Genomic DNA, 21,865 nt, shown 5'->3' on the forward strand with positions numbered 1-21,865 from the left:
TTTAGCTGTGGGCGGCGGACGCGGCGGCTGCGTTGCCCGCGGTGGCGGGCGCGCCGGGCGTCGCCGGCATCTCGACCGGCGTCTCGACCGGCATCTCGACCGGCTTCACGACCGCGCCGGTGCGCGCCTGCTGCGAGCCGCTCACGATTACGCGGTCGCCTGCCTTCAGGCCGTTCGTGACGATCCAGTCCGAGCCCGACGCGGTATCCGCGGTAACGGGCGTTTGCGCGACCTTGTTGTCCGCGCCGACCGTGAGCACGCTCGCCGAGCCGTCGGACGCACGCGAGACCGCGATTTGCGGGACTGTGATCGCCTGGTGGTTCACGCCTTCCTCGAGCCGCGCACGCACGAACATGCCGGGCAGCAGCACGCCGTCCGGGTTCGGAAACACGCAGCGCAGCGTGACGGAGCCGGTCGTAGCGTCGACGGTGATGTCGGAGAACAGAAGCTTGCCCGCGCGCGCATAGGTGCTGCCGTCTTCCATCACGAGATGGACCACGGCGCCGTCGGCGCCCGACGGCTGCAACTGGCCGCTCGCGAATTCCTTCTGCAAGCGCAGCCAGTCGGCGGAAGAACGCGTGACGTCGAGATACATCTCGCTCGTCGCCTGCACGGTGGCGAGCGCGGTGGTTTGTTCCGCGGTGACGAGCGCGCCTTCGGTCACATTCGATTTGCCGATGCGCCCCGAGATGGGCGCGACGACCTTGGTGTAGCCAAGGTTGATCGCGGCGGTTTTCAATGCGGCGCGGTCTGCAAGCACGTCGGCCCTGGCCTCTTCGAGCGCGGCCACGGCGTCGTCGTAGTCCTGACGGCTCACGCCCTGGATCTTCGATAGCTCGGCGTAGCGCGTGGCTTTGGTTTGCGCGGCGTTGGCGGTCGCGACGGCTTTTGCCAGCGTGCCGATCGCCTGATCGTAGGTGGCCTGATAGCTGGTTGCGTCGATCTGATAAAGCACTGCTCCGGCCGCGACCTGCGAACCCTCGGTGAACAGGCGCTTTCTGATGATGCCTTCGACCTGCGGCCTCACTTCGGCGACACGAATGGCCGAGAGCCGGCCCGACAGTTCGGTGTTCGAGACAACGGTATGCGGCTTGATGGTTTCGACACCGACCTCGGGTGTCGTTTGCGGCGGACCGTGCGGCGCGTTGTCGCCGCAAGCCGCCAGCATCAGCGTCGCGGCGGCAACCGTCGCGGCAAGAAGCGCGAAGCGGGGTGCGCGCACCGCCGATGCATACGGGTGGAACAATGTTGGCATGCTCTGGGCATCCTTCGGCTGAATTCGACAAAGGACCGTCTGGCATGCGTCGCCGGTTCGATAGGAGCCACGCAACGCCGCACCAGCGGCAAGGGATGGCCCAGAGAGTAATGAGAGGCGTCTTACGGTGGCTTAGGCATGCATTACGAGCTGTAACGCAACGCGCACAAACGCTCGCTTGATTGGGGATGGCCGCCAAATGGCGAGCAGCGCAGTAATAGACTGTAAGCTTGCAGAAGAATCCGAAACCGCCGGCGTTGCGCGATTCGCTATATTTCGCTACGACGGGCGAGCGCGCTGCGCTGTCCGCCAACGTAATCATCGATCAGGGCCCAGCCATGTCAGACACGCCCATCCAGGTGTTACTGGTCGACGACGACGCCGACCTTCGCGACCTGCTGCGAACCTTCTTTCAGCAACGCGGCATTGAAATCTCGGTATTGCACGACGCCAATCAACTGGCGCGGCGGCTGGAGCGCGAACGGCCGTCCATCGTCGTGCTCGATCTGATGATGCCGGGCGTGGACGGTCTCAGCGCGTTGCGGCAGCTACGCGCGAGCGGCGACACGATCCCCGTGATCATGCTGACGGCGCGCGCGGAGGGCGTAGACCGGGTGATCGGTCTCGAGCTTGGCGCCGACGATTATCTCGGCAAGCCCTTCATGCCGCAGGAATTGCTCGCGCGCATTCATGCGGTGCTGCGGCGGCACGCACAACCGGCAGCGCCGGCCACCACGCCGGTGGAGAAGCGCGAAGCGCTGCGCTTCGGCAGCTTTCGCCTCGACTTTGCGAGCCGTACGCTGTTTCGCAAGGACGAGCCGCTCAAGCTGACCGGCAGCGAATATGCGTTGCTTGAAGTGCTCGCACAGCATCCAATGGAAACGCTGTCGCGATCGAAACTCGTCGACCTGTTGCATGGCCCGCACTCGGCAGTGACCGAGCGCGGTATCGACGTGCCGGTGTGGCGGCTGCGCCGCCTGCTCGAAGACGACCCCGCCAACCCAAGACGCATCCAGACCGTACGTGGCATCGGCTATATGTTCGTGCCCGGCAGCAGCGACGATGAAAAATCCCTTTAATACGCTGTTCGGCCAGCTCGCGTTGATGACGGTCGGTCTGATCGTCATTGTCCATCTCACCTCGCTCGTGCTCGTGGACCGTGATCGCGGCCAGATCGATACGGGGCACGCGCAGCGCGCGCTGCTGCTCGCCGTTCAGTCGCAGCGCGACGGCGCGGTTACCGCTTCGCAGGTCTCGGCGGCGCTCGGCGTGTCGGTCATCAACGCAGACGATGCGATTCAGTATGGCTGCCCCGCACCTTGCCAGGACACGACAGGCCCGTTCCAGAACGCGTTGCGCGCGAAGCTGCCGCCAGGCAGCGCAGTGGTCGCGGACCCGGAAAGCGGCAATGTCTGGGTGCGCTATGCCGGCAACGCAGGCTGGCTCAAACTCGAGAGCTCGATGCTGCCCGCGCGCCGTTTTATCAGCGCGTCCGCGATGATGCTGGTGTTCGCTGTGATCCTTGCGCTGATCGGTGCATGGTATTTGCAACGGCCGTTGCATCGCCTCGCGATTGCGGCGCGTGAGTTTCGGCTTGGGCATCGCGCGCCGGTGGTGCCGGCGAGCGGTCCGCGCGAAGTGAAGGGACTCATCGACGATTTCAACCAGATGGTGCATGAGCTTGCACGGGCCGAACAGGAGAGGGCGGTGATGCTGGCGGGCGTCGCGCATGATTTGCGTGCGCCCATCACGCGGATGCAGGTGCGCGCGGATCTGCTGCCGGACGAAGCAAACCGCAGCGGCTTTCTGCGCGACGCGGAGTCGTTGTCGCGCATCGTCACGCAGTTTCTCGATTTCGCGCGCGAGAGCGCGGACAGGTCACCGCCCACGAGCGTGGACGCGCATTGCCGCCGCCATTACGGCGACAGTCTCGAAGACGACGCCCTGGTGCGTCTCGACCTGCAGGCGGGCGACGGCTTTGGCTTGCCGCTCGTCGATCTCGACCGGATACTCACTAATCTGATCGAGAACGCGCTGACGTATGGCGAACCACCGGTCGAGATCTCGACGTCGCGGCACAATGGACACTACACGCTGACGGTTCGCGATCACGGCGGCGGCATTCCGGGCGGGCAACTGGAGCGCGCATTGCAACCGTTCGTACGACTGGACGAAGCCCGCAGCGGCGACGCACATTGCGGCCTCGGTCTCGCGATCGTGCGGCGACTCGTGCGATACAACGGCGGCGTTTTTCATGCGGACAATGCAGCCGACGGCGGGTTCGTCGTGTCGATGACTTTCCCCGCCTGACGCAAAAAGGGCGGTCATGCTTCTGACCGTCCTTCTTCGACTCACACTGTGCGCCGGTTCGCGTCAGCCCTGTGCGACATGTCCCGGGACCACGATTGCGCCATGCGGACCGTCGCCATGGCCGCCGCCGGGGCCACCGCCACCGGGACCGCCGCCGCCACCCGGAGGCGGCCCCCACCAGCATCCGCTCAGGGTTGCGCTCAGGGCGGCCAGCGCCGCGATTGCCAACAGCTTCTTCATACTTCCTCCTTCAATGGATCTACGGTCACGCGGCGCTGCGGCCTGCAAGCGGAACTGCGACGCCGCGTGTCAGTGGGGAAGTTACCAATCCACGAAAGATCATGTTTTACGGAGCCGTTACAACCCGCGCCTGAAAGACGCCGCTTCGTATGGCGCGCGTGGAGGTCAAAATGCACGTTGCATGGGGCATGCATGGCGTTTTCAGTGCAGCGGAGAAGGGCGTTCGCGCGTTCACGTTTTGTTTGGATATGGAAGCTGGTGTAAGGAGATTTTTGGCGCAAGCCAGCAGACCGCCGTAAGGGCCACCGACCGTCCTACTTGACGCCAATATCGCTAACCTCTACGGTTTGCCCCAATACACGTAATGGCAAACGCGGCCGCGTTAGATCGTCTGCCAGCGCGATATCGCCGCGCCGGACGTCTGCGTTTGAGCGTCTGGCGGGTGAAGCTCGAAATCGCGATGCATTGCGTCGGATGGTCTGCTTTCTGGGGTAGAGGGTTAGAAGCACGCGGCCCGTGGTCGACACGGCCGCGGCGTCACAACAACGGAGTGGATATGACAGGACATGCTTGGGATCGGGTGCCAATCGACGCCCAGAGTATCGAGGCACCGCTTTCGCAGGCCGCGATCTTTCTTGTGGTCGGCGTGAACGAGGGGGCCGACGCCCTCGCCAAGGTTCGCGATTTGCTCGGTGGGATCGACGACCTCGTGAAATCCGTGGGATTTCGCGACCTCTCCGCCCGGCTGTCCTGCATCGTCGGGATCGGTAGCGAGCTGTGGGATCGCATGGGTGCGCCCATGAAGCCTCGCGAACTGAAGCCGTTCGCCGCGATTGAAGGCACGCGGCACAAGGCGCCGGCTACGCCGGGCGATCTCCTCTTTCACATTCGTGCCGAACGGCCAGATTTCTGCTTTGAGTTCGAGCGAATCCTGCTCCGAACCCTCGGGTCGGCGGTGACGATGATCGACGAGGTTTCGGGTTTCAGATACTTCGATGCTCGTGACCTGCTTGGCTTCGTGGACGGCACTGCCAACCCGGTCGGACACGAGATCGGTCAGTCCGCGCTTGTCGGCGACGAAGATTCCGACTTTGTTGGTGGCAGCTATGTCGTGGTGCAGAAATATCTGCACGATCTTGCGGCTTGGGGCGAAACCTCGACCGACTTGCAGGAGAAAATCCTCGGCCGAACCAAGATCGACAATATCGAACTCGATGACGACGATGCCCCGCGCAAGTCGCACAAGACGCTGGCTACCATCGTCGATGAGGATGGCAACGAGCACGATATCTTGCGCGACAACATGCCTTTCGGTCGCGCCGGCCACGGCGAGTTTTGCACCTACTTCATCGGATACACCCGGCATTTGTGGGTGATCGAGAAGATGCTGCAGCGGATGTTCGTTGGCGAACCGGCGGGCGCATATGACAGGCTTCTGGACTTCTCCACGGCACATACCGGTACGACCTTCTTTGCTCCCTCCCGATCGAGGTTGGCCACGCTGGCAGGCGGAAGTTCATCTTAGCCGCCTGCCTCGAACGAAGCGTCTCTCGAGTAGCAGGATCTGGGGTTGCGGTGAACGGGCACCGAGCAGGTGCGGCCCTGTACCGCAATTTTTGTGCTCCACAAGGATGCGCGTGGCTCGCTCACGAAGCGCCAACTTCTGATCGAGCCCGGACATTATTGCGGAGGGGGGCGGGCGGATCGACTTCAGAAAGGGCGCGGGGTCCGTGGAATTTGTGTGACGGAAGAGCGTTGGCGCACGTTTGTGATTCAAGTGCCGCGATACAGTCCGGTGACTCGCGATGATTCGAGCCGCCGCGAAGCAACGGCGCGAAGTCCACTTGTCCAACTCATACCGTCGATCACAATGGCCTTTGTCCAAGTCTGCAGAGGGGACGTCCAGCTGGGTGCACCCATCAGATTTCCGATTTACACGGCTAACGGCAGATTGCTCCTGAACCGGGGCTGCTGCATCAGTTCCGAGGCGCAGCTCGAGCGCCTTTTCGATGTCGGCGCATATCGCGACGACAGCGGGCCGGGGGCACGAAACGGGAGCGGGTCCGCGCGCAGCATACTGATTTCGAGCGCGAACCATCGTCCAGCGCCGAGCGCCGCTACTGCAATCACCGTGGACTTTCCCGCGCTGACCCAGGCACTCGATTGCTTGCAGCTCACAGTGGAGGGCGCGGACAAACGTTCGGTGCAAACTGCGTATGTCGGCACCGTCAAGGGGAGTGCGCTGATCGTCACAGCGCCAAAGGATGATGAGCTGCTGCAACCTGGGGTCGTCGTCCAGGCAAAAATGATATTCGGGCGAGACGTGTACACGTTCGGCACACGGGTGACCGCACGGCACGCGGCTCCCTCCGATCTCGTCGTGCTCGCGCATCCGGAGAAGGTGGTCAAACACAGGGTGAGGCGCCATCGACGCGTCGAGACCAGGGTGGCCGCCCGCGTCATTCGCAACGATGCCGTCGCCGCGGGATACGATGCGACTGTCGTCAACGTCAGCATCGATGGTCTTCAATTGTCATTGCGCGATACCGCACTGATGCCCGGGGAGCACTTCAAGCTCGCATTGCGTTTACCGACAGATGGCAAGACGCACGCTGTGCTATGGAATTGCGTCGCCAGAAACGTCAGGCGCAAAAAGGACGGCGTGCTGGTCGGTGCAGAGTTCGGCGCGCGCACCGACGAAGCCAAGGTCCTGCTCAAGGACTTCATCTTCGAGATGGCCACGGGAACCGCATTCTAAGCGCGGCGTTCGTCGATAGACAGGCTCGGACCGTGGCGGCGCAACAGGATGATCGAGATTCTCGGGCTCTGTCGCAATAGCGCGGTCCGCCATGATGTGCGGTGTGTCCGGTGGTACGTAGCTTATCCGTTGAGTCTGCGCCATCTTGAACAGATGCAGGGTCCTCGCGGACCGCATCGGTCGGACGCTGATCAATTCTACGACCTCGCAATATAAGACCTACAGCACGCAGCCGAGGCGCCCCCTGTCGACGTGGGGCCGCGCCAGATCCTCAGGAGCGTAGGCGAGCCTACGCGTTTCATCGCGAGAAGTCTCAGCAAGCACTGACGGTAGCTACTAGCGCTAGCGACTGCGTTGGAGCGGCTCGCGCGCGGTGTCCGCAACGTCGCTGCGCGTTCCGAACAACATGTCGCAGATGGGAAACGTGAGATTGAAGTTTTGCGTCGCCATCAGTTCCGGATCGTGATACGTCACGTGAAGCCGGCGCACGGTGTTGACGAACGGCATACGGTCGAGCAAGGGGCTATCGGTGACATGCGAAAGCGTGTGCAGGCCTTCGTACATTAGATAATACGAAGCCATGGTAAGCAGCGCGATGTACCCAGCATTGCGCGAGAACACATAGCCGATTAGAAGCGCAAACGGCACGGCGGCAAGCACGAACGCCACAGGTGCGAACGGCGGAAAGAGCAGCGCGCGCCAGTGCCTCTGCCCCTTGTACTCGAGCGTGACGTGCGTGAAGAACCGATGATGAACGGCACAGTGCCGCTTGTAGATCATGCTGAAATATTTGGTGGGCCGATGCAGTACGTAACGATGTGCAGCCCACTCGGCCCAGTTGCCGAACAGGAAAAGCGGAACGACGGCGAGCCATTCAGAAAACGTCGGCGCATGCAATTGCGCGATACAGTACGCAATCACGCCGCCCGTGAACAACAGCGTGAAGCCCAGGTGCATCTCACCCCTGTACCACGCCGGTGTAGCCGCGACATATTCGTCGCGAAACCGGTATGAGCGCGTGCGAACGTCTTCGTCGTATTTCATCCATGTCTCCTTCCAGGTGTGGCTGCTGATCCGACCTCGGGCGCAGCCTGGTGTGTGAACACAAACATAGCGAGATCGACCTATAACATCTAATACTGTTTTTTGATGCCTTGGATCATCGACGCTGATATCCGTGTTATCCCGGCTGACAGCGTTTAGTTAGCACGATGGAACGCCTGCAGCAATGGGGAGGGATTTCGTGATTTGAGTGGGATTCCTCATCAATCGAGTGTTTTTGGCGTCAACAACCGAAGTATCGTGCTGCGCCTTCTTAGTCGTTCCGCGCGGAGCGTTCGTGTTCCGGTGGAAAAGCCGCGCTAGCAAAATTGACGGACGCCATTAGCGCTCCAACGGACACCATTAGCGGAAATTACGAACTTCAACAAATGGCGCCGGAACAGGGTAGGGGTGCGGGTTGCCACGGATGGTCAGGCATAACGCCGCGCAGCGCCGCAGCGCGACGAAAGGAATCGAATGCTCGACGGACGATGTCGCGCAAGACGCTTGTCGACTGTCATCGGCCATCCGGCCCGATGCGAGCGCTACGGCACGTTGGTTGCAAACTGGAACGGCCATTCGCGCACCCGCCTCGACCGGTTGAAACCCGCCTCGGACCATTTTTTAATTCGGCTATTCGCGCGTTCACCATTGAAAGTGCAATTTTGCAATTATCGTTACCAGGTTCAAAATCAAGTCGCCTCACGAGGAACAGGCGACTCCCATGACAGACGATCCCAATCTCGATCCTGATTCCGATCCTGACAAGCTGAAAGGCCCCGGCGGCATGACGTTGCGGCAGATCCACGAGCAGGTGCAGAAGAGCGTTGAGCGCGACCGCGAAGCGCAGGCTGCGCACCGCTCATCCGCTCCGCCGCAGGGCCGGTGGCAGCGGTGGGTGCGCTATGTATGGGGCCGCAGCGGACGTCGCTAGCCACGGTTTAATAAGGGATGCGCCGATCGCCGGCAGGCTTCTCAGGAATGGAGCCGTGTCGCCAAGCAGCGCCATTGAGCTCCTGCCAACCCGAAATTTGAACGTCCGTAGCTTGGCAATGTTGCAGCCCCCTGGTCGTCAACCCATGCGGTTGGCCGCGATTGCCCGTTCGGGAGCAAGCGTAATAGCGGGCCTGGCCAGCCGCTGCGGGTGGGTGACCGACTCTTCACGAGCCGTTGCGGTCAGCCGATGCATCCGATAGCGGACATTCAAAAGGATGATTACTTCAGCGCGCAATGCCAGTTGCCCGCGTAGTCTCGCTCTACAGTTTCCTGTGACTGGAAAGTGAATGTGAGACCCTGGACGATTTCATCGGGACACTCGCGTTCCTGGAAAACCGCCTTGAATTCCTTCAGGAGCGCATCGTTTCCGTTAAGCAAGTCGCGCTCCGCATCTGTTCTTGTTTTGACCAGGAACCACGGCCGGGGTAGCTCAGGGACGAGCACCGTAACGGCGCAATCTGCTACGTATCGCCGAGCAAGCGAGCACATTTCAGCTTCGGCATATATCGCTATAAGGCGAAAACTGGCTGTCATTTGATATTTGGCTTTGTCGGTAAGCGATGGCTGCTCGGCGTATTCCACATCGATGCTCCAAAGTCGCCGTTCCCGCGGCGATTTGACCACCTCCGCCGATCGACAGAAACTGGCCAACTGGCGCCCGATGCGATCAACTGAAGCCGTTTGGGGAGCGTGCCTCTCGTCACCGAAGCACTCAGCCATTTGCGCTCGATTCGAGCAGCGGATTGACTATCTTCAGGACGTCTGCAACGCCTACAACTCTTGAACCCTCTGCTACTTCAACGCGTCGACCCGGCCAAAACGTGGGTGGGTATGCCTCGGGCGATAAAAGCCAAACCTCCGCCTCACATTGCTGCCCCGTGCAGACGCCCGTGGCGCCACGAATTCGTGATGTGCAGATGACCAGTGGTCAGTGCGCACCTTGTAGACCGGACGATAGCCTGAAATGACCTCCTTCAACGAACCGTCTGATTGGTGTTCTGTTAGGGAGAAGTTCACAATCAAGTCGGGCGGACGAGGCGGTCGGGACATTAACTGATTCGCGGTAGCGGGCGTGTTGAAACGGCGATTGTCATCGATTTAGCTCCCCGCGTCGAATGTCCCCTCCTGGCCGCTCCAGGCCTTCAGTGACATCCTTCAGCAGTTCTCCGTCGAACCAGACATCCTCATAGTCCGGCGCAAGCAATACACGCCACCCGGGTGGTAGTGCCAAGTAAGGGACGATGTTCGGACACCGCTCGACCAGGTGGGCGACATGAAGCGACTGATAGAAGTCAGCGTCGGTTGAGTACTCGCCACCGTAAACATACCAACCGCTGGTACCGTTTTCCGGCGACAGTCGAACTGCGTGAAGCGGCAAATTTTCAAGGGAACCAAGCGAAATCCCTACCTTCTGGCTCGCCTCGGGCGGCATGTATTCTGCGCCGAATCGCTGGCATATGTTTTTTTGGTAGTCAGACATGGTCGGCGTAGGTCAACTTTGACGGGCCGTCAAACCACGAATTGTCGTCAATCTACGCCCTCGTGTCGAACGACCGCTGTTGGCCGATTGGGTGAGGTCATCAACGTCCGCTTTGCGGTGCTCCAGTCCGGGATACCCTGATTCGGCGGACTGACCGGTTTCGATAGGATCGTATGACCGGAGTGGGTCTGTTAGAGCCGTAACACCTGTCAGGCAATACCGCCGTCGCGTCAGCGGTTAGCCGCAGGCATGGCATAAATTAGGAGTTTTGCAACACTGTGCGGGTCGATGAAAGCCAGAGCCGGAAATCAGCGGTCCATCAAGTTCCAGCAGCTGCGGCCGTAAGCACGTTTACGAAATAAACCTTTGCGAGGGGAAAGTGAGCGTCTCTATTATTTCGACAAATGCGACAGCGGCGACCGCGACCAGCACCGATCCAAATTCGATTGCACTGAACCAGAAACAGGCCACGTCAAGCGATGGAACAGCGGCAGCACCGCTAACGGTGACTGCCCTTGACTCCTCGGTTATTTCAGCTCGCCTGGCGAAATATATGGATGCGATCGGCGCACCGTTGAAGATGGGTAGTGACGCGCGAGACATCGCAAACGCCCTGGTTTCCACGATGCAATCAGTGTTGTCACAGCGCCCGGACCTCGCTAATGCACATTTCGACTTCCAGTCGAGTAACGGTTCGATCCAGGTCGTATCGAAGAGCCTTAGCGCAGATGATAAAAGCTGGGTTCAGGGGAAACTGAACAGCAACGCGGACCTTGTCCAAGCCGTTAGGGCATTCCACGATGATGCTGTCGCCGGCTATGCATCTTGGGCAGACGCGGATGGTTCGCCCCTTACGCAGGCACAGTTAGACGACGTAAGCAAAGAGGCAGACGGCCTGGTTGGCTTCCTGGACCTTTTTAAGAGTTTGGGCAGCGACGCTCAACAGTATCAAATGAAGGACGGTATCTACACAACATCTGACGGCTCACCGATCAATCTGGCCCAGGACCCGACTACCGCTGCAGGATTTCTTGCGTTTAATAAAAGTGCTCAGGCTTCGGCGAACGGGACCTTTAGCTTCACCTCAAACTCCGGCCACGTCCTGTACGGCGCGCAGTTAAATATTTTTGCGATGAACAGCCCCGCTATACCGCATTTTTTCCCGCCGTCCGAAACGAAGACCCTTGGTTTCAACGAGACGGCCTAGCGTTGGCGACCTCACCTTATCGGCCACTTTTAGTCATTCGCGAGGACAGCGTCAACGGCGGCTGTCAGAGTCACAGCGGACGCTTGCTCATCGCCGTGCAGACGTCAGACCTGGCGCGAGGCAAACGCTCTACCCGCAGCTGCACGATACGGCTGTTCACGATACCGTCCGCGTGTCGTGGGTTGCAAGACTTCCCCGACGTTCACCCGCGTGACAGCGTAGGGCGCTTCATACGGATCAGCTCGGTCACCTCATGCCGATCGTCCGCGGATGAAATCGGAACAGTCAGCCATTTCCCGTCAGGGTAGGCGCGGGCTTCATCGTAGAGCTTCACCAACCGTGGGCTCCACGAATAACGCCGCGCCTCGAATTTCTCCCGTTCAGCTCGTCCCAGGACAACCAGAACCGACAACAGCCCGTATGCCGGCAACAGAGTGCAGAGCGCCTTGGTCTTTCTGTATCGCAGTGACCAACCGCGTTTCTTGCCACCATACAACCAGTCTGGCGCAAAAACACCGGGATAGGAGGCCTCGATCCAGGTCCGCAGTTCGACCCAATGCTCGAACGCCTCTGGCCCCATCCAGTCGCGGATAGTGCGCTCGTCGGGCTGTGAAGATTTGTCGGCGATTCTTTCGCCGATCTCAGCGGACTCTTTCACGTTTGCTTTCCTCTTCATCTTCATGGGTGGGATGCTTCTCGCGGTGTCGGCAATCGCGTTATTGAAAGTTCATCCACGTCACGACTTGTGAGCGTTAGCCCGCGAGGCCTGGATGGACGCCACAAGGAGAGAAAGCGATGCAGCCAGTAGAACGACATCTTTAAGAAGGAACTGCCCAGGCAAGGCTGAAATGGCCGGAAACCCACCCGCTGTCGCTTCTGCCACGCCTGGCGTGCTCAGGAAGAAGGTGAGCGTGATGAAATAGGTCGCGGCCGACATGGCTGCACCCAACGCCGAGAAAATGGGCAGGAAGGCCCCGATAGTCAGCGCTGCTGCAGTCGACAGTTCGAGTACGCCGATAACGTCGCTTGCCCCTCGAACTCCGAATACGGAGTGCAACCAGCTCATGATCGGGCTGTGGGTGATGAATGGAGCGATGCCGTTGGCTTCGTAGGCGGTGAATTTCATTGCACCGAACCAAAGAAAGACGATGACAAGCGCCCATCTGAGCAGAGCCAGACTGGAGAGCGATCCTGCGCTTCTCTCGGCGATTTGAAAACGGAGCTGATCTGTGCGAATAGACATTTTGGGTTTCCAATTCAGGTTGTGGGTCGGTCATTAACAGCATTCACTTTAGGCTTGCCCGATGCCGGTTTCGAGACTGCGATCGCTCTATAAAATGCTCAAAACGATCAAATAAACGCGCGGCTGCTTGATGTGTCGCAGGAGTCCTGAGAACCTCTCCGCATGGAAATTTTCAGGTGAACAGTTTTCGGTACTGAACGAAACCCGAGCGATCGCCGACGCTTTCGTAAAGCCGCATGGCGGCAGCGTTGGTCTGGTGTGTCAGCCAGTGCACACGCGCTGCCCCGCGGCGTTTCGCGTCCGCATAAACATGCTCGATCAGTGCGCGGCCGATGCCGCCGCCACGCGCATCGGCCGCCACAAACAGGTCTTGCAGATAACAGTAGCTGGCTGTTGTCCAGGTGGATCGATGGTAGATCGAATGCGCCAGTCCGAACGCGTGTTCGCCCATCATGGCGAGCGCCGCATGCATCGGCTCCATCGGGTCCACGAAACGCGCCCATGTTTCGAGTGTCACCGACTCGGGGATATCCACTTCGTAAAATCGCTGATAGGCTTTCCACAGAGGAAGCCAAATATCAAAGTCGTTCTTTTCAATGGCTTTGATCTGAACCGATAGCATAGATTTCTCCTGGCTTGGGACGAGTACTTCTGCCTATTCGCCGATGCGTTCCACACCATACTTTTGATAGTAAGTGTTCCTGATTTCATCCTGACTTCGAGCAGGCTCGGCGAATACATGCGCCGGTGACAGCAGCGGAGTGATCGAAATGGTTTCGATCCTGACGACGTGATCAACGGGATACTCGAGGCCGTTGGTCGCGCGGACCCAGTCCGCGATCATCGAGTGCCCGTCATCGCCTGGCGGCAGGATCGACGCATGACCTTTGAATCGATAACCGCGCCTCTCAAAGATGTCGATTACGTTGATCTCCACGGCGGGATTGCGCTTCAGGTTTCGTATCGTCGAAGGGGAGGCGATATCGGCGAAGTACAGAACACCGTTCCTGACCGTCAACGATGCCTTCGGCGAAAGATTCGGCGTTCCGTCCTCGTTGACTGTCGCGACGAATGACAATATCGCCCGCTTGATGATCGCCTCTGCGTCGGCGTTGATTTCGATCACGGATATCCTCGCTTGAAAAGAATTTGAGCGGCTTTATGCTTGCGCTACGCAAAACGTTTCAACGGCCTTGCTTCAGGCCGCAGTCACTGCCAACCCGCGCTGCACCGCCGGACGCGCAAGACCGCGCTCGAACCAGCGCCCGACATGCGAGAAGCGGTCGAAGCCGACAAGCTCACGCGCTTCATAAAAGCCGATCAGGTTGCGCACCCAGCCGAGCAATGAAATATCGGCGATGCTGTAGTCAGCGCCCATTACCCAGTCGCGACCCGCGAGCCGTTCGTCGAGAACAGTCAGCAGCCGCGCTGATTCGGCGACATAGCGGTCGCGCGGGCGCTTGTCCTCATACGCTTTGCCGGCGAATTTGTTGAAGAAGCCAACCTGGCCGAACATTGGCCCGACACCGCTCATCTGCCACATCAGCCACTGGATGGTCTCGAAGCGAGTAACGGGATCGGTGGAGAGGAGTTGTCCGGTCTTCTCGGCGAGATAGATCAGGATCGCTCCCGATTCGAACAATGCGAGCGGCCGTCCACCGGGACCGTCCGGGTCGAAGATCGCCGGAATCTTCCCATTCGGATTGAGGGCGAGAAAGGCCGGATCATGGTGCTCGTTTGCCATGATGTCGATGCGGTGCGCCTCATACGCAAGACCCGCTTCCTCCAGCATGATGCCGACCTTCACGCCATTGGGCGTCGGTAACGAAAAGAGCTGGAGCCGATCAGGGTGCCGCGCCGGCCAGCGCGCGAAAATCGGATGATCGAGTGTCATGCCTGTTCTCCTGAGTAAGCGAGCGGGGCGGAGCCGGGGTATGACCGGCTCTTCCGCCTCGTTTCCCTATTCCCTCGCAGATGAGGGAACAAAGTTCAGATCGAGCCGGCCGGCGTGACCGGGGGAAAGTCCTTCTCGGGATCGAACACGTTATTGAAAAAGTTCGTCAGCGAGTACATGGCCACCAGCGCGACAATCTCCATCACGTTTGCATCCGTGTAGCCGGCATCGCGGACCGCTTTCAGATCGGCGTCGCTGACTTGCCCGCGGGTCTCGATGACCTTGCGCGCAAACACAACCGCGGCGTCGCGCTTCGGGTCGGCAGCATGTCCCTTGCGGGCGAGAATGATTTCATCGGCCGGCAGCTTCGCCATATGCTCGGCGGTAAAGCTGTGCACCGTCAGGCAGTAGTTGCAGCCGTTCACTTCCGAGACAATGAGGCCGATGCTGTCACGGGTCTTCACGTCGAGTGCTTTGCTCAGCGAACCGAGCAGCGTGGCCCATGCGTTGAAGGCGATCGGGCTTTGCGCGAAGCTCGCCATCATGTTCGGCGTGAAGCCGATATTTTTGGTGAACGCATCGAGCGTCGGCTTCGAATCGGCCGGCACCTGACTCGGCGTTAGAGTAGTAGTCCTTGCCATCGTAGTCATCCTTAATTTACTGGTCTTACAGATTGAGAACGGTCATTGGGAGACCATCCGTTGGTTTGCTTCGCTCCCAGGCTATGGGTCGAAGCGGGTTTGCCCTTTAAGCAGCAGACGCCTTGTGCTTGTCCTTCACTTCACACCAGGTCCAGCACCTCGGCCACGGGACGGCGCGGCTTCTGCGCCCAGTTTCCGGCTCGCTCCACGCCTACGGACAACAGAAGAACCGGTACTTCGTCCGCGGCCAGTCCGAACTCGCGGTGTACGGCTTCGTCATCGAAACCGATCATCGGCGTTGAACCCAGGCCCATCGAGCGGGCCGCATAGATCATTGCCGCCGCGCCGAAAGTTGCGGTGCGCACGGCCTCGTCACGACGGCGCTGCGGGTGCGCCATATACAGATTGCGTGCGGGGATTTCCCACTCTGGCACCATGGTTGCGGGCATGACGCCCGCTTCGACCAACGGTGCGAGACGCTCCGGTATCACACTCGTTTCGACCAGTTGGCCGCAAACGATGAAAGTGACGGCTGCATCTCTGACCGCGGGCTGGTTCCACGCAATCGGGCTTAGTCGCGCCTTGGCTTCGGGCGTGCGTACCGCGATAAAGCGCCAGTTCTGCAAGTGGAACGATGTCGGCGCACTCGTGCCGATTCGCACGAGCTCGCGGATCTGTTCGTCGCTCAAGGTCGCGGCTGGATCGTAGTACTTGGCCGCGCTGCGGCTCAGAATGCATTCGATAACGGGGTTGGTCATGGTGATTTCGCTTTTCATAAGGATTCCTGTGTGTAGAGGGGTGGATTCAGGCGTACGATTGCTTCGGCTCCTTGCGGAGCACATGTCACTCAAATTGGGAAATCAGATACCGGCTGGCCCAAGTCGAGATCATTGCGGCCGCATAATCCGCGTCGGCCCGGCGCGTCAGCAGGTGGTCGGCGTCGTCCAGCGAAATAAAGCTCTTCGGGTGCTTCGCAGCCGCAAAAATGCGCGCGGCGTTCTCGATGCCCACCGTTGAATCCAGTGGCGAATGCAGCACCAGCAATGGAGTGCGCAACCCGGCGATCCGCGACTCGAGGTTGTGACACGCGAGGTCATCGACGAAACTTTTGCGCACGACGAACGGCCTGCCAGCCAGCAATACTTCCGCTTCGCCGTGCGTCTCGATCAGGACGGCTGCGCCGCCGAGGCTATGGCCGACCAGAATCGATGGCGGCTTGCCGTCTCTGGTCATCGCGTTGCCGGCCGCTACCAGATCGTCTACGTCCGCGGCGAAAGTCGTGTCGGCAAAGTTTCCGCCGCTGTTGCCCAATCCGGCAAAGTCGAAGCGCAACACGCCAATGCCGTGAGCGGCGAGTGCCCGTGCGACGCGACTGGCGGCGAGGCTGTCCTTGCCGCACGTAAAGCAGTGGGCGAGGATCGCCCAGCCACGCGACTGGCCGTCCGGCAATTCCAGTCTGCCGGCGAGCCGGTAGCCGTGCGGTCCGTCGAATTCAAAGGCTTGTGCGCTCATAAGTCGGTCTCTCTCGTATCAGCGTGCGTTGCGTCGATGAGGTGTCAGGCGGTTAGGAGCCTCCACTTTAGGCCTCGTCGACGCGGCTTTCGAGATTGGATTTGCTCAATAAAGTATCCAAAAGGATCAAGTCGACGAGACGACCCGAACCTCTGGTGCCTCCTTCGACCCGCACACCGAAAGCGAAGCGATGTTTCGCGGCCGGCACTGGGACCGCTATTGGCCGTTGCGCGCGAGACGCCGCCATTGCCCCGGCGTCATGCCCATCCTCTCGGTGAACACGCGCCGGAACGACGACACCGATTGATATCCGACCGACTCGGCCACGGCCTCGGTGGTCATCATTGGTTTCTTCAACTCGTTGGCAGCGAGGCTCATCCGGATATCGGTCAACAGATCCACGGCCGAGCATCCGAGCGTGTCCTGGAAGTGCCGCATGAAGGTGGCGCGCGACATGCTGCATAAGTCGGCTAGCTCAGGCAGGTTCCAGGGCCGCGCGGGATCGGCGAACATGGCTGAGATGGCGGGCGCGAGTCGTGGATTGCCGGCCAGTGCCAACAGGCCTGCCGGGGCTTCCTCGGATTCGCTCGCCTCGCGCAACACCAGCGTGAAGAGCGCCGAGGAGAGGGCATTGACGATCGCGTATCCACCGACCTTGTCGCCCGTGGACTCCTCGCGCATCATCCCCACGAAACTGGCCAGGTGGTTTGGAGCAGTCCCCGCATCCTTTTCACCCCGACCTTTCATAGTCCGGACTACTACATTCGTAGGCAGGTAATTGCGAATCAGCCGATCATGAGGCGGTCCGATGAGAAATCGCCCGCATAGCATGTCCAGGCGCTCGCCCTGGCCGTCGTTCTCGCTGAACGTCAATCCGGCGGAATCACGGCGTTCGCATGTAGGCCCGGGTGCATGTCCGCTGCCGTCGTGCAGCACGTGCGCCGACCCGTGAGGCAGCAGCACGACATCGCCGGCTACCAGTTCCCGCGCCGTGTCTGTCTCGGGGTCCTCGATGATGGCCCGGCCCTTGAGCACGACGTGATAGGGAACTTCATGCGCACTGGACCGCGGCCAGGCCACGCGCCACGGCGCGCCATACGCGCAACGGACTTCCAGCCGACCGGTGATGGTGATCATTTGCAGCAGGTGGCTCAGCCAATCGACTTGGGACATAGGGCTCCGTTAGGCCTCGGCATGGAAAAGGGCGGTTCAGTGGCCAGCGCTTTGCCCGCCGTCGACGTGCAGGATCTCTCCAGTAATGAACGGTGCCGAATCGAGAAAGACCACGGCGTCGGCGATATCGCGTGTTTCACCCAGGCGTCCGATGGGATTGAACGCTCGCAGCGCTTCATGGATTTCAGGCGCGTGCATCGGCGTGTCCATGTTTCCAGGCGCGACGGCATTCACGCGGATTCCCTTCTTCGCGTATTCGATCGCCAGCGACTTCGTGGCCGCGTTGATGCCGCCCTTCGTCAGCGCCGCGAGGACCGAGTAGACCCCGCTGATTGCGACCTGATCGATGCTGGCCGTGATACTCACCACATGACCACTCGAATGCTTTTCCATCTCGGCGATCGCAAGCTGCGTGATGTGATAGAAGCCCGCCATGTTCACGTTCATCACGGCCGCATAGTCTTCCGCGGTGTGTTCGGTAAAAGGCTTGCCGATGTAGATGCCGGCGTTGTTCACCAGCGTGTCGATCCTGCCAAATCGTGCGACGCCCTCGGCGATGAGACGTCGCGCGGTTGCGGGGTCGCCGATGTCGCCGGCTACTGTAAGCAGGTTCGCGTCGTCCGACGGCCCGATCGAGCGTGAGGTAGCAACGACCGCACAATCGAGTTCGCGAAATGCCCGAACGATAGCGGCACCCATCCCGCGCGAGGCGCCGGTAACGACAACAACCTTTCTCGATGTGCTCATACGTGTGCTCATACTTTAGTACTTTTAAAAGGATGGTTTCTCGGGGAATCCCGCTACCGCTGAAGCGAGGATCATGCGATGGCGATTGAGTGGCACTTGTGATCGATAGACACGCGGACGAAAGATCGAATCGCCGCGGCGTATCGGCTTACCGGACAGCACGCAAACGGCGTCCCCACGCGCGACGCAGATGCCCCAGACCTGAGCCGCGCAATGACCCGAACAAGGATCGCTCCAGCATACGCTGATCGTTGTCGACGACAGCTTTTCCACGATTGAGACGCGCAAGGACGAACGTTCCTGATAAGTTACCGGCTCGACGCTTGTTCAGGCGAGGCTCTGCACGAGGCTGACCATCGCCGGTTCGATCGTCGCGACGAGCGAGCGGCGAAGCTCCTTTGCGCGAGCCTCATCGATAAAGGCCGTGCCTTGCAAAGGCAGGTAATGGACTGTATTTAGACCGATGCAGCCGAGTACGGCGGTGAGGTAGGGTGTGAGGAAATCCGGCTGATTAGCTCGCTCACCAGCAAACACGCCACCCGAAGCGATCGCGACGAATACGGGACGGTCCTGAAGCATTCCGACCTTACCAGCTGGTATCGACTTCATCGTGCGGCCGACACGGAGTATCTGATCGATCCACGCCTTCAGAACGGACGGCACCGTGAAGTTGTTCATCGGCGTGCCGATGACAACGACATCGGAATGCTCCACTTCCTGAATGAGCTGCTCGGCGAAAAGTAGCACGTCGGCGGAACGCCCTGCTGCAGCCAGCGACGCGGGCGTCGCGAGCGCGGCGGCATAGTCGGCGCCGGCGTGAGGTATCGGTTCATGTCCCAGATCGCGGCGGCTAATACGGACGTCGGGGAGTATCGCGAGGAGCTTGTCGACGACTGCCGACGATAGCTGTCGACTGTGCGACTCGCGTCGCGGACTGCAATCGATGTGCAGAATATTCATGCGGGTTTCTCCGGCAGCTTCGGAAAGGCAATAGCGGAATCGAGCGTGTGTGCCGCCGCGTGCGCCCCACACATCACCGGCGGTCCTACTAATCACTAGACGAGCGTCAGCACATCGGCCACGGGACGGCGCGGCTTCTGGGCCCAGTTTCCCGGACGTTCCGCGCCTATCGACAACAACATGACCGGCACTTCGTCCTCGGTGAGTCCGAACTCGCGGTGCACGGCTTCGGCATCGAAACCGATCATCGGCGTGGAACCCAGGCCCAGTGAGCGACCCGCATAGATCATCGCGGACGCGCCGAACGTGGCCGTGCGCACGGCCTCGTCGCGCCGGCGCTGCGGGTGCGCCATGTACAGGTCGCGTGCCGGGTTTTCCCATTCCGGCACCATCGCAGCGGGCATGACACCCGCTTCCACTAGCGGAGCCAGGCGCTCGGGTATGACGCTAGTATCAACAAGTTGGCCGCATACGATGAACGTAACCGCCGCATCCCTGATCGGGGGCTGGTTCCAGGCGATAGGGCTTAGCCGGGCCTTGGCCTCGGGCGTGCGTACAGCGATGAAGCGCCAATTCTGCAAGTGGAACGATGTCGGCGCGGAGGTGCCGATTCGCACCAGTTTGCGGATCTGGTCGTCGCTCAACGTCGCGGCAGTGTCGTAGTACTTTGAGGCGCTGCGGCTCAGGATACATTCGATGACTGCGTTGGTCATGGTTAATCCTATGAGTGAAGGAATAGTTCGAAGTACGAATGGTTGACCATTCGAATTGGTCGGTCGATCATGGCGTGGTATCTCCCTGTTGGGCTCACATTTCTACCTGCTATGGTGGGAACATTCTGTACCATCGACGGTACGAATAGAAGAACCAAGACTTACCAATTTCGTGTGTACCAAGAACATGCATCCAGACCTTCAGATTCAGCTCGACCGGACAGCGAAGCTGTCCCTGGCAGAACAGATTCGTGCGAGCATTGGCAGGACCATAGAGGCCGGGCTGCTCCCACCCGGCACGCGGCTGCCCTCTTGGCAGGACCTGGCGGCGCAGCTTGGGGTGGCTCGCGGTACGGTTCAAGCGGCATATGAACGGTTATGCGACGCCCAGATGATCGAAACATTCGGGGCGGGCGGCAGCCGCGTCGCTCCACGGCCCCGCGCGGTGACGGCCCGGGCGCAAGCGCCGCAGCTCGGCGCCTTTATGAGGGCCTACGAGGAGATGAATGCCGGGCCGGCGATCTTCCAGCTCGGCATTCCCGCCTTTGAGGGTTTGCCGGAACAGCTTTTTGCACGCGCGCGTTCTTCCAATCTGCTGAAGACCGGATGCTTGTCGTCACTGCTTTATCCCGATCCGAGGGGGGAATTCGAACTGCGCAGGGAGATCGCGGGCTATCTCTCCATCGCCAGAAACGTCCACTGCCATCCGGAGCAGATCTTTATCACTTCCGGATACAGTTCCGGCTTAGGCCTTGCACTGCGGGTGTTAGGTTTGGAAGGCAGGAAGGTCTGGATGGAAGAGCCCGGTTTCATGGTCACCCGCAAAGGCCTGGAGCTCGCGCGCTTGAATATGGTGCCGGTACCGGTGGACGCAGAAGGCCTCAACGTAGGCTATGGCATCGAGAACGCTGCGGACGCCGCGTTAGCTGTTGTGACGCCTGGTCAACAAGCACCACTGGGCTCGACGCTGTCGCTGAGGCGACGGCTTCAGTTGCTCGAATGGGCAGCCTCGCGCCACGCCTGGATCATCGAGGACGACTACCTCAGCGAGCTGCAACTGCAAGGGAGGCCGGCACCTGCGCTGGCGTCGCTGGATGAGGGCAAACGGGTCGTTCACATCGGTTCGTTCAGCAAGACGATTAGCCCGGGGCTGCGGCTTGGATTTGTCGTCGCGCCAAACGAATTGGCCAACGCATTCGCCGAAGTTGCCGCAACGCTCGCCCCGGCACCATCGCCGGTCGTTCAACTCGCCACAGCTCAATTCATGCGTGACGGCCACTATGTCCGACGCGTGCGCCGGCTTAAGCGTCTATATTCCGCCCAGCGCGACGCGCTATGTGAGCAGTTGCGAATGCGCGACGCGCAGTGGGTCAATGCCGGCCTGGCAGTACTTCTCCGACTCCCCGACGGCGCACCCGACGTGCGGATCGTTCGGGAAGCGATGGCCGTTGGCATGGCGCCATCGCCGCTGTCCGTGTGGTTCGCGACTCCGTCGTGGACCTTACCCGGCCTTTTGCTCGGGGTTGCGACGGCGCCTCAGCAGCATCTCGCCACGTCCTGTCAGCGACTCTTCGAGATCATTGACCGATATCGCTCGTGAGACGTGCACCTCGGCGCGCCAGGCTAGCTCGCTGGCATCGACCACAAAGTCTTTCTTACAATGTCGCTTCTCGGGAATATCGTCCATCTCCAGGG

25 protein-coding genes are annotated in these 21,865 nt (G+C 60.4%); 7 read left to right on the forward strand and 18 right to left on the reverse strand.

What is annotated here, in order from left to right; translation table 11 throughout:
- Window position 1: 1 nt before the first annotated feature.
- A complete protein-coding gene (locus SB753_RS10435; protein ID WP_410800122.1) occupies window positions 2-1,255 on the reverse strand; it encodes an efflux RND transporter periplasmic adaptor subunit in 1,254 nt (417 codons plus the stop codon).
- Window positions 1,256-1,593: 338 nt separating this feature from the next.
- Here SB753_RS10435 and SB753_RS10440 point away from each other — a divergent pair, with 338 nt between their 5' ends.
- Window positions 1,594-2,334, forward strand: a complete 741-nt coding sequence (locus SB753_RS10440) for a response regulator (RefSeq protein ID WP_410800293.1) — start codon at window positions 1,594-1,596, stop codon at window positions 2,332-2,334.
- A complete protein-coding gene (locus SB753_RS10445; protein ID WP_410800123.1) occupies window positions 2,318-3,565 on the forward strand; it encodes an ATP-binding protein in 1,248 nt (415 codons plus the stop codon). The genes SB753_RS10440 and SB753_RS10445 overlap by 17 nt, the downstream gene beginning before the upstream one ends.
- Before the next feature lie 63 nt (window positions 3,566-3,628).
- On the opposite strand, the gene SB753_RS10450 is transcribed toward SB753_RS10445, so the two are convergent.
- The gene (locus tag SB753_RS10450) at window positions 3,629-3,805 is read right to left on the reverse strand and encodes a hypothetical protein (RefSeq protein WP_165572661.1); all 177 of its coding nucleotides are present in this window, start codon (window positions 3,803-3,805) and stop codon (window positions 3,629-3,631) included.
- Window positions 3,806-4,361: 556 nt separating this feature from the next.
- Here SB753_RS10450 and SB753_RS10455 point away from each other — a divergent pair.
- Window positions 4,362-5,330, forward strand: coding sequence for a Dyp-type peroxidase (locus SB753_RS10455; RefSeq protein WP_410800124.1), 969 nt, complete (start codon window positions 4,362-4,364; stop codon window positions 5,328-5,330).
- A gap of 606 nt (window positions 5,331-5,936) precedes the next feature.
- On the forward strand, window positions 5,937-6,563 hold the full coding sequence (locus tag SB753_RS10460) for a PilZ domain-containing protein (protein ID WP_310065200.1): 627 nt from the start codon (window positions 5,937-5,939) through the stop codon (window positions 6,561-6,563).
- A gap of 342 nt (window positions 6,564-6,905) precedes the next feature.
- Here the strand turns inward: SB753_RS10460 and SB753_RS10465 are convergent, their stop codons facing one another.
- The gene (locus SB753_RS10465; protein WP_410800125.1) at window positions 6,906-7,607 is read right to left on the reverse strand and encodes a fatty acid hydroxylase family protein; all 702 of its coding nucleotides are present in this window, start codon (window positions 7,605-7,607) and stop codon (window positions 6,906-6,908) included.
- A 721-nt stretch (window positions 7,608-8,328) separates the two neighbouring features.
- Between SB753_RS10465 and SB753_RS10470 the strand changes: the two genes are divergently transcribed.
- On the forward strand, window positions 8,329-8,538 hold the full coding sequence (locus tag SB753_RS10470; protein WP_020066020.1) for a hypothetical protein: 210 nt from the start codon (window positions 8,329-8,331) through the stop codon (window positions 8,536-8,538).
- Between the two features lie 281 nt (window positions 8,539-8,819).
- Here SB753_RS10470 and SB753_RS10475 read toward each other — a convergent pair whose 3' ends face one another.
- Both SB753_RS10475 and SB753_RS10480 read right to left on the reverse strand, forming a co-directional pair.
- A complete protein-coding gene (locus SB753_RS10475; protein ID WP_392393210.1) occupies window positions 8,820-9,182 on the reverse strand; it encodes a hypothetical protein in 363 nt (120 codons plus the stop codon).
- A 508-nt stretch (window positions 9,183-9,690) separates the two neighbouring features.
- Window positions 9,691-10,080: a hypothetical protein gene (locus tag SB753_RS10480; protein ID WP_392393211.1), complete on the reverse strand. Its 390-nt coding sequence runs from the start codon at window positions 10,078-10,080 to the stop codon at window positions 9,691-9,693.
- Window positions 10,081-10,459: 379 nt separating this feature from the next.
- Here SB753_RS10480 and SB753_RS10485 point away from each other — a divergent pair, with 379 nt between their 5' ends.
- Window positions 10,460-11,287: a hypothetical protein gene (locus SB753_RS10485; RefSeq protein WP_410800126.1), complete on the forward strand. Its 828-nt coding sequence runs from the start codon at window positions 10,460-10,462 to the stop codon at window positions 11,285-11,287.
- A 202-nt stretch (window positions 11,288-11,489) separates the two neighbouring features.
- On the opposite strand, the gene SB753_RS10490 is transcribed toward SB753_RS10485, so the two are convergent.
- From SB753_RS10490 to SB753_RS10550, 13 genes are all read right to left on the reverse strand, one after another.
- Window positions 11,490-11,969, reverse strand: coding sequence for a DUF3788 domain-containing protein (locus tag SB753_RS10490; RefSeq protein WP_410800127.1), 480 nt, complete (start codon window positions 11,967-11,969; stop codon window positions 11,490-11,492).
- Window positions 11,970-12,023: 54 nt separating this feature from the next.
- Window positions 12,024-12,530, reverse strand: a complete 507-nt coding sequence (locus tag SB753_RS10495) for a YkgB family protein (protein ID WP_410800128.1) — start codon at window positions 12,528-12,530, stop codon at window positions 12,024-12,026.
- A 172-nt stretch (window positions 12,531-12,702) separates the two neighbouring features.
- The gene (locus SB753_RS10500) at window positions 12,703-13,152 is read right to left on the reverse strand and encodes a GNAT family N-acetyltransferase (RefSeq protein ID WP_410800129.1); all 450 of its coding nucleotides are present in this window, start codon (window positions 13,150-13,152) and stop codon (window positions 12,703-12,705) included.
- A gap of 33 nt (window positions 13,153-13,185) precedes the next feature.
- Window positions 13,186-13,656, reverse strand: coding sequence for a pyridoxamine 5'-phosphate oxidase family protein (locus tag SB753_RS10505; RefSeq protein ID WP_410800130.1), 471 nt, complete (start codon window positions 13,654-13,656; stop codon window positions 13,186-13,188).
- A 72-nt stretch (window positions 13,657-13,728) separates the two neighbouring features.
- Window positions 13,729-14,424: a glutathione S-transferase N-terminal domain-containing protein gene (locus SB753_RS10510; RefSeq protein WP_408473899.1), complete on the reverse strand. Its 696-nt coding sequence runs from the start codon at window positions 14,422-14,424 to the stop codon at window positions 13,729-13,731.
- A gap of 95 nt (window positions 14,425-14,519) precedes the next feature.
- A complete protein-coding gene (locus tag SB753_RS10515; protein WP_027804305.1) occupies window positions 14,520-15,065 on the reverse strand; it encodes a carboxymuconolactone decarboxylase family protein in 546 nt (181 codons plus the stop codon).
- 140 nt (window positions 15,066-15,205) lie between these two features.
- On the reverse strand, window positions 15,206-15,841 hold the full coding sequence (locus SB753_RS10520) for a nitroreductase family protein (RefSeq protein ID WP_410800131.1): 636 nt from the start codon (window positions 15,839-15,841) through the stop codon (window positions 15,206-15,208).
- Window positions 15,842-15,908: 67 nt separating this feature from the next.
- Window positions 15,909-16,577 carry an alpha/beta hydrolase gene (locus tag SB753_RS10525; protein WP_410800132.1) on the reverse strand — a complete coding sequence of 223 codons (669 nt, stop codon included), beginning with the start codon at window positions 16,575-16,577 and terminating at the stop codon, window positions 15,909-15,911.
- A 216-nt stretch (window positions 16,578-16,793) separates the two neighbouring features.
- Window positions 16,794-17,750 carry an AraC family transcriptional regulator gene (locus SB753_RS10530; protein WP_288830927.1) on the reverse strand — a complete coding sequence of 319 codons (957 nt, stop codon included), beginning with the start codon at window positions 17,748-17,750 and terminating at the stop codon, window positions 16,794-16,796.
- Window positions 17,751-17,786: 36 nt separating this feature from the next.
- Complete coding sequence (locus SB753_RS10535; protein ID WP_288830928.1) at window positions 17,787-18,497, reverse strand: SDR family NAD(P)-dependent oxidoreductase; 711 nt, start codon at window positions 18,495-18,497, stop codon at window positions 17,787-17,789.
- A gap of 24 nt (window positions 18,498-18,521) precedes the next feature.
- Window positions 18,522-18,785: a DUF3331 domain-containing protein gene (locus tag SB753_RS10540; protein WP_410800133.1), complete on the reverse strand. Its 264-nt coding sequence runs from the start codon at window positions 18,783-18,785 to the stop codon at window positions 18,522-18,524.
- 39 nt (window positions 18,786-18,824) lie between these two features.
- Window positions 18,825-19,457 carry an FMN-dependent NADH-azoreductase gene (locus SB753_RS10545; RefSeq protein ID WP_410800134.1) on the reverse strand — a complete coding sequence of 211 codons (633 nt, stop codon included), beginning with the start codon at window positions 19,455-19,457 and terminating at the stop codon, window positions 18,825-18,827.
- A gap of 95 nt (window positions 19,458-19,552) precedes the next feature.
- The gene (locus tag SB753_RS10550) at window positions 19,553-20,170 is read right to left on the reverse strand and encodes a nitroreductase family protein (RefSeq protein ID WP_410800135.1); all 618 of its coding nucleotides are present in this window, start codon (window positions 20,168-20,170) and stop codon (window positions 19,553-19,555) included.
- A gap of 187 nt (window positions 20,171-20,357) precedes the next feature.
- Here SB753_RS10550 and SB753_RS10555 point away from each other — a divergent pair, with 187 nt between their 5' ends.
- Window positions 20,358-21,770 (forward strand): PLP-dependent aminotransferase family protein, encoded by a 1,413-nt coding sequence (locus SB753_RS10555; RefSeq protein ID WP_410800136.1) that lies wholly within the window; start codon window positions 20,358-20,360, stop codon window positions 21,768-21,770.
- Window positions 21,771-21,865: the final 95 nt, after the last annotated feature.

Origin of the sequence: Paraburkholderia sp. SIMBA_053 (assembly GCF_046534895.1) — a bacterium.
Taxonomy (GTDB): Bacteria; Pseudomonadota; Gammaproteobacteria; order Burkholderiales; family Burkholderiaceae; genus Paraburkholderia; species Paraburkholderia caledonica.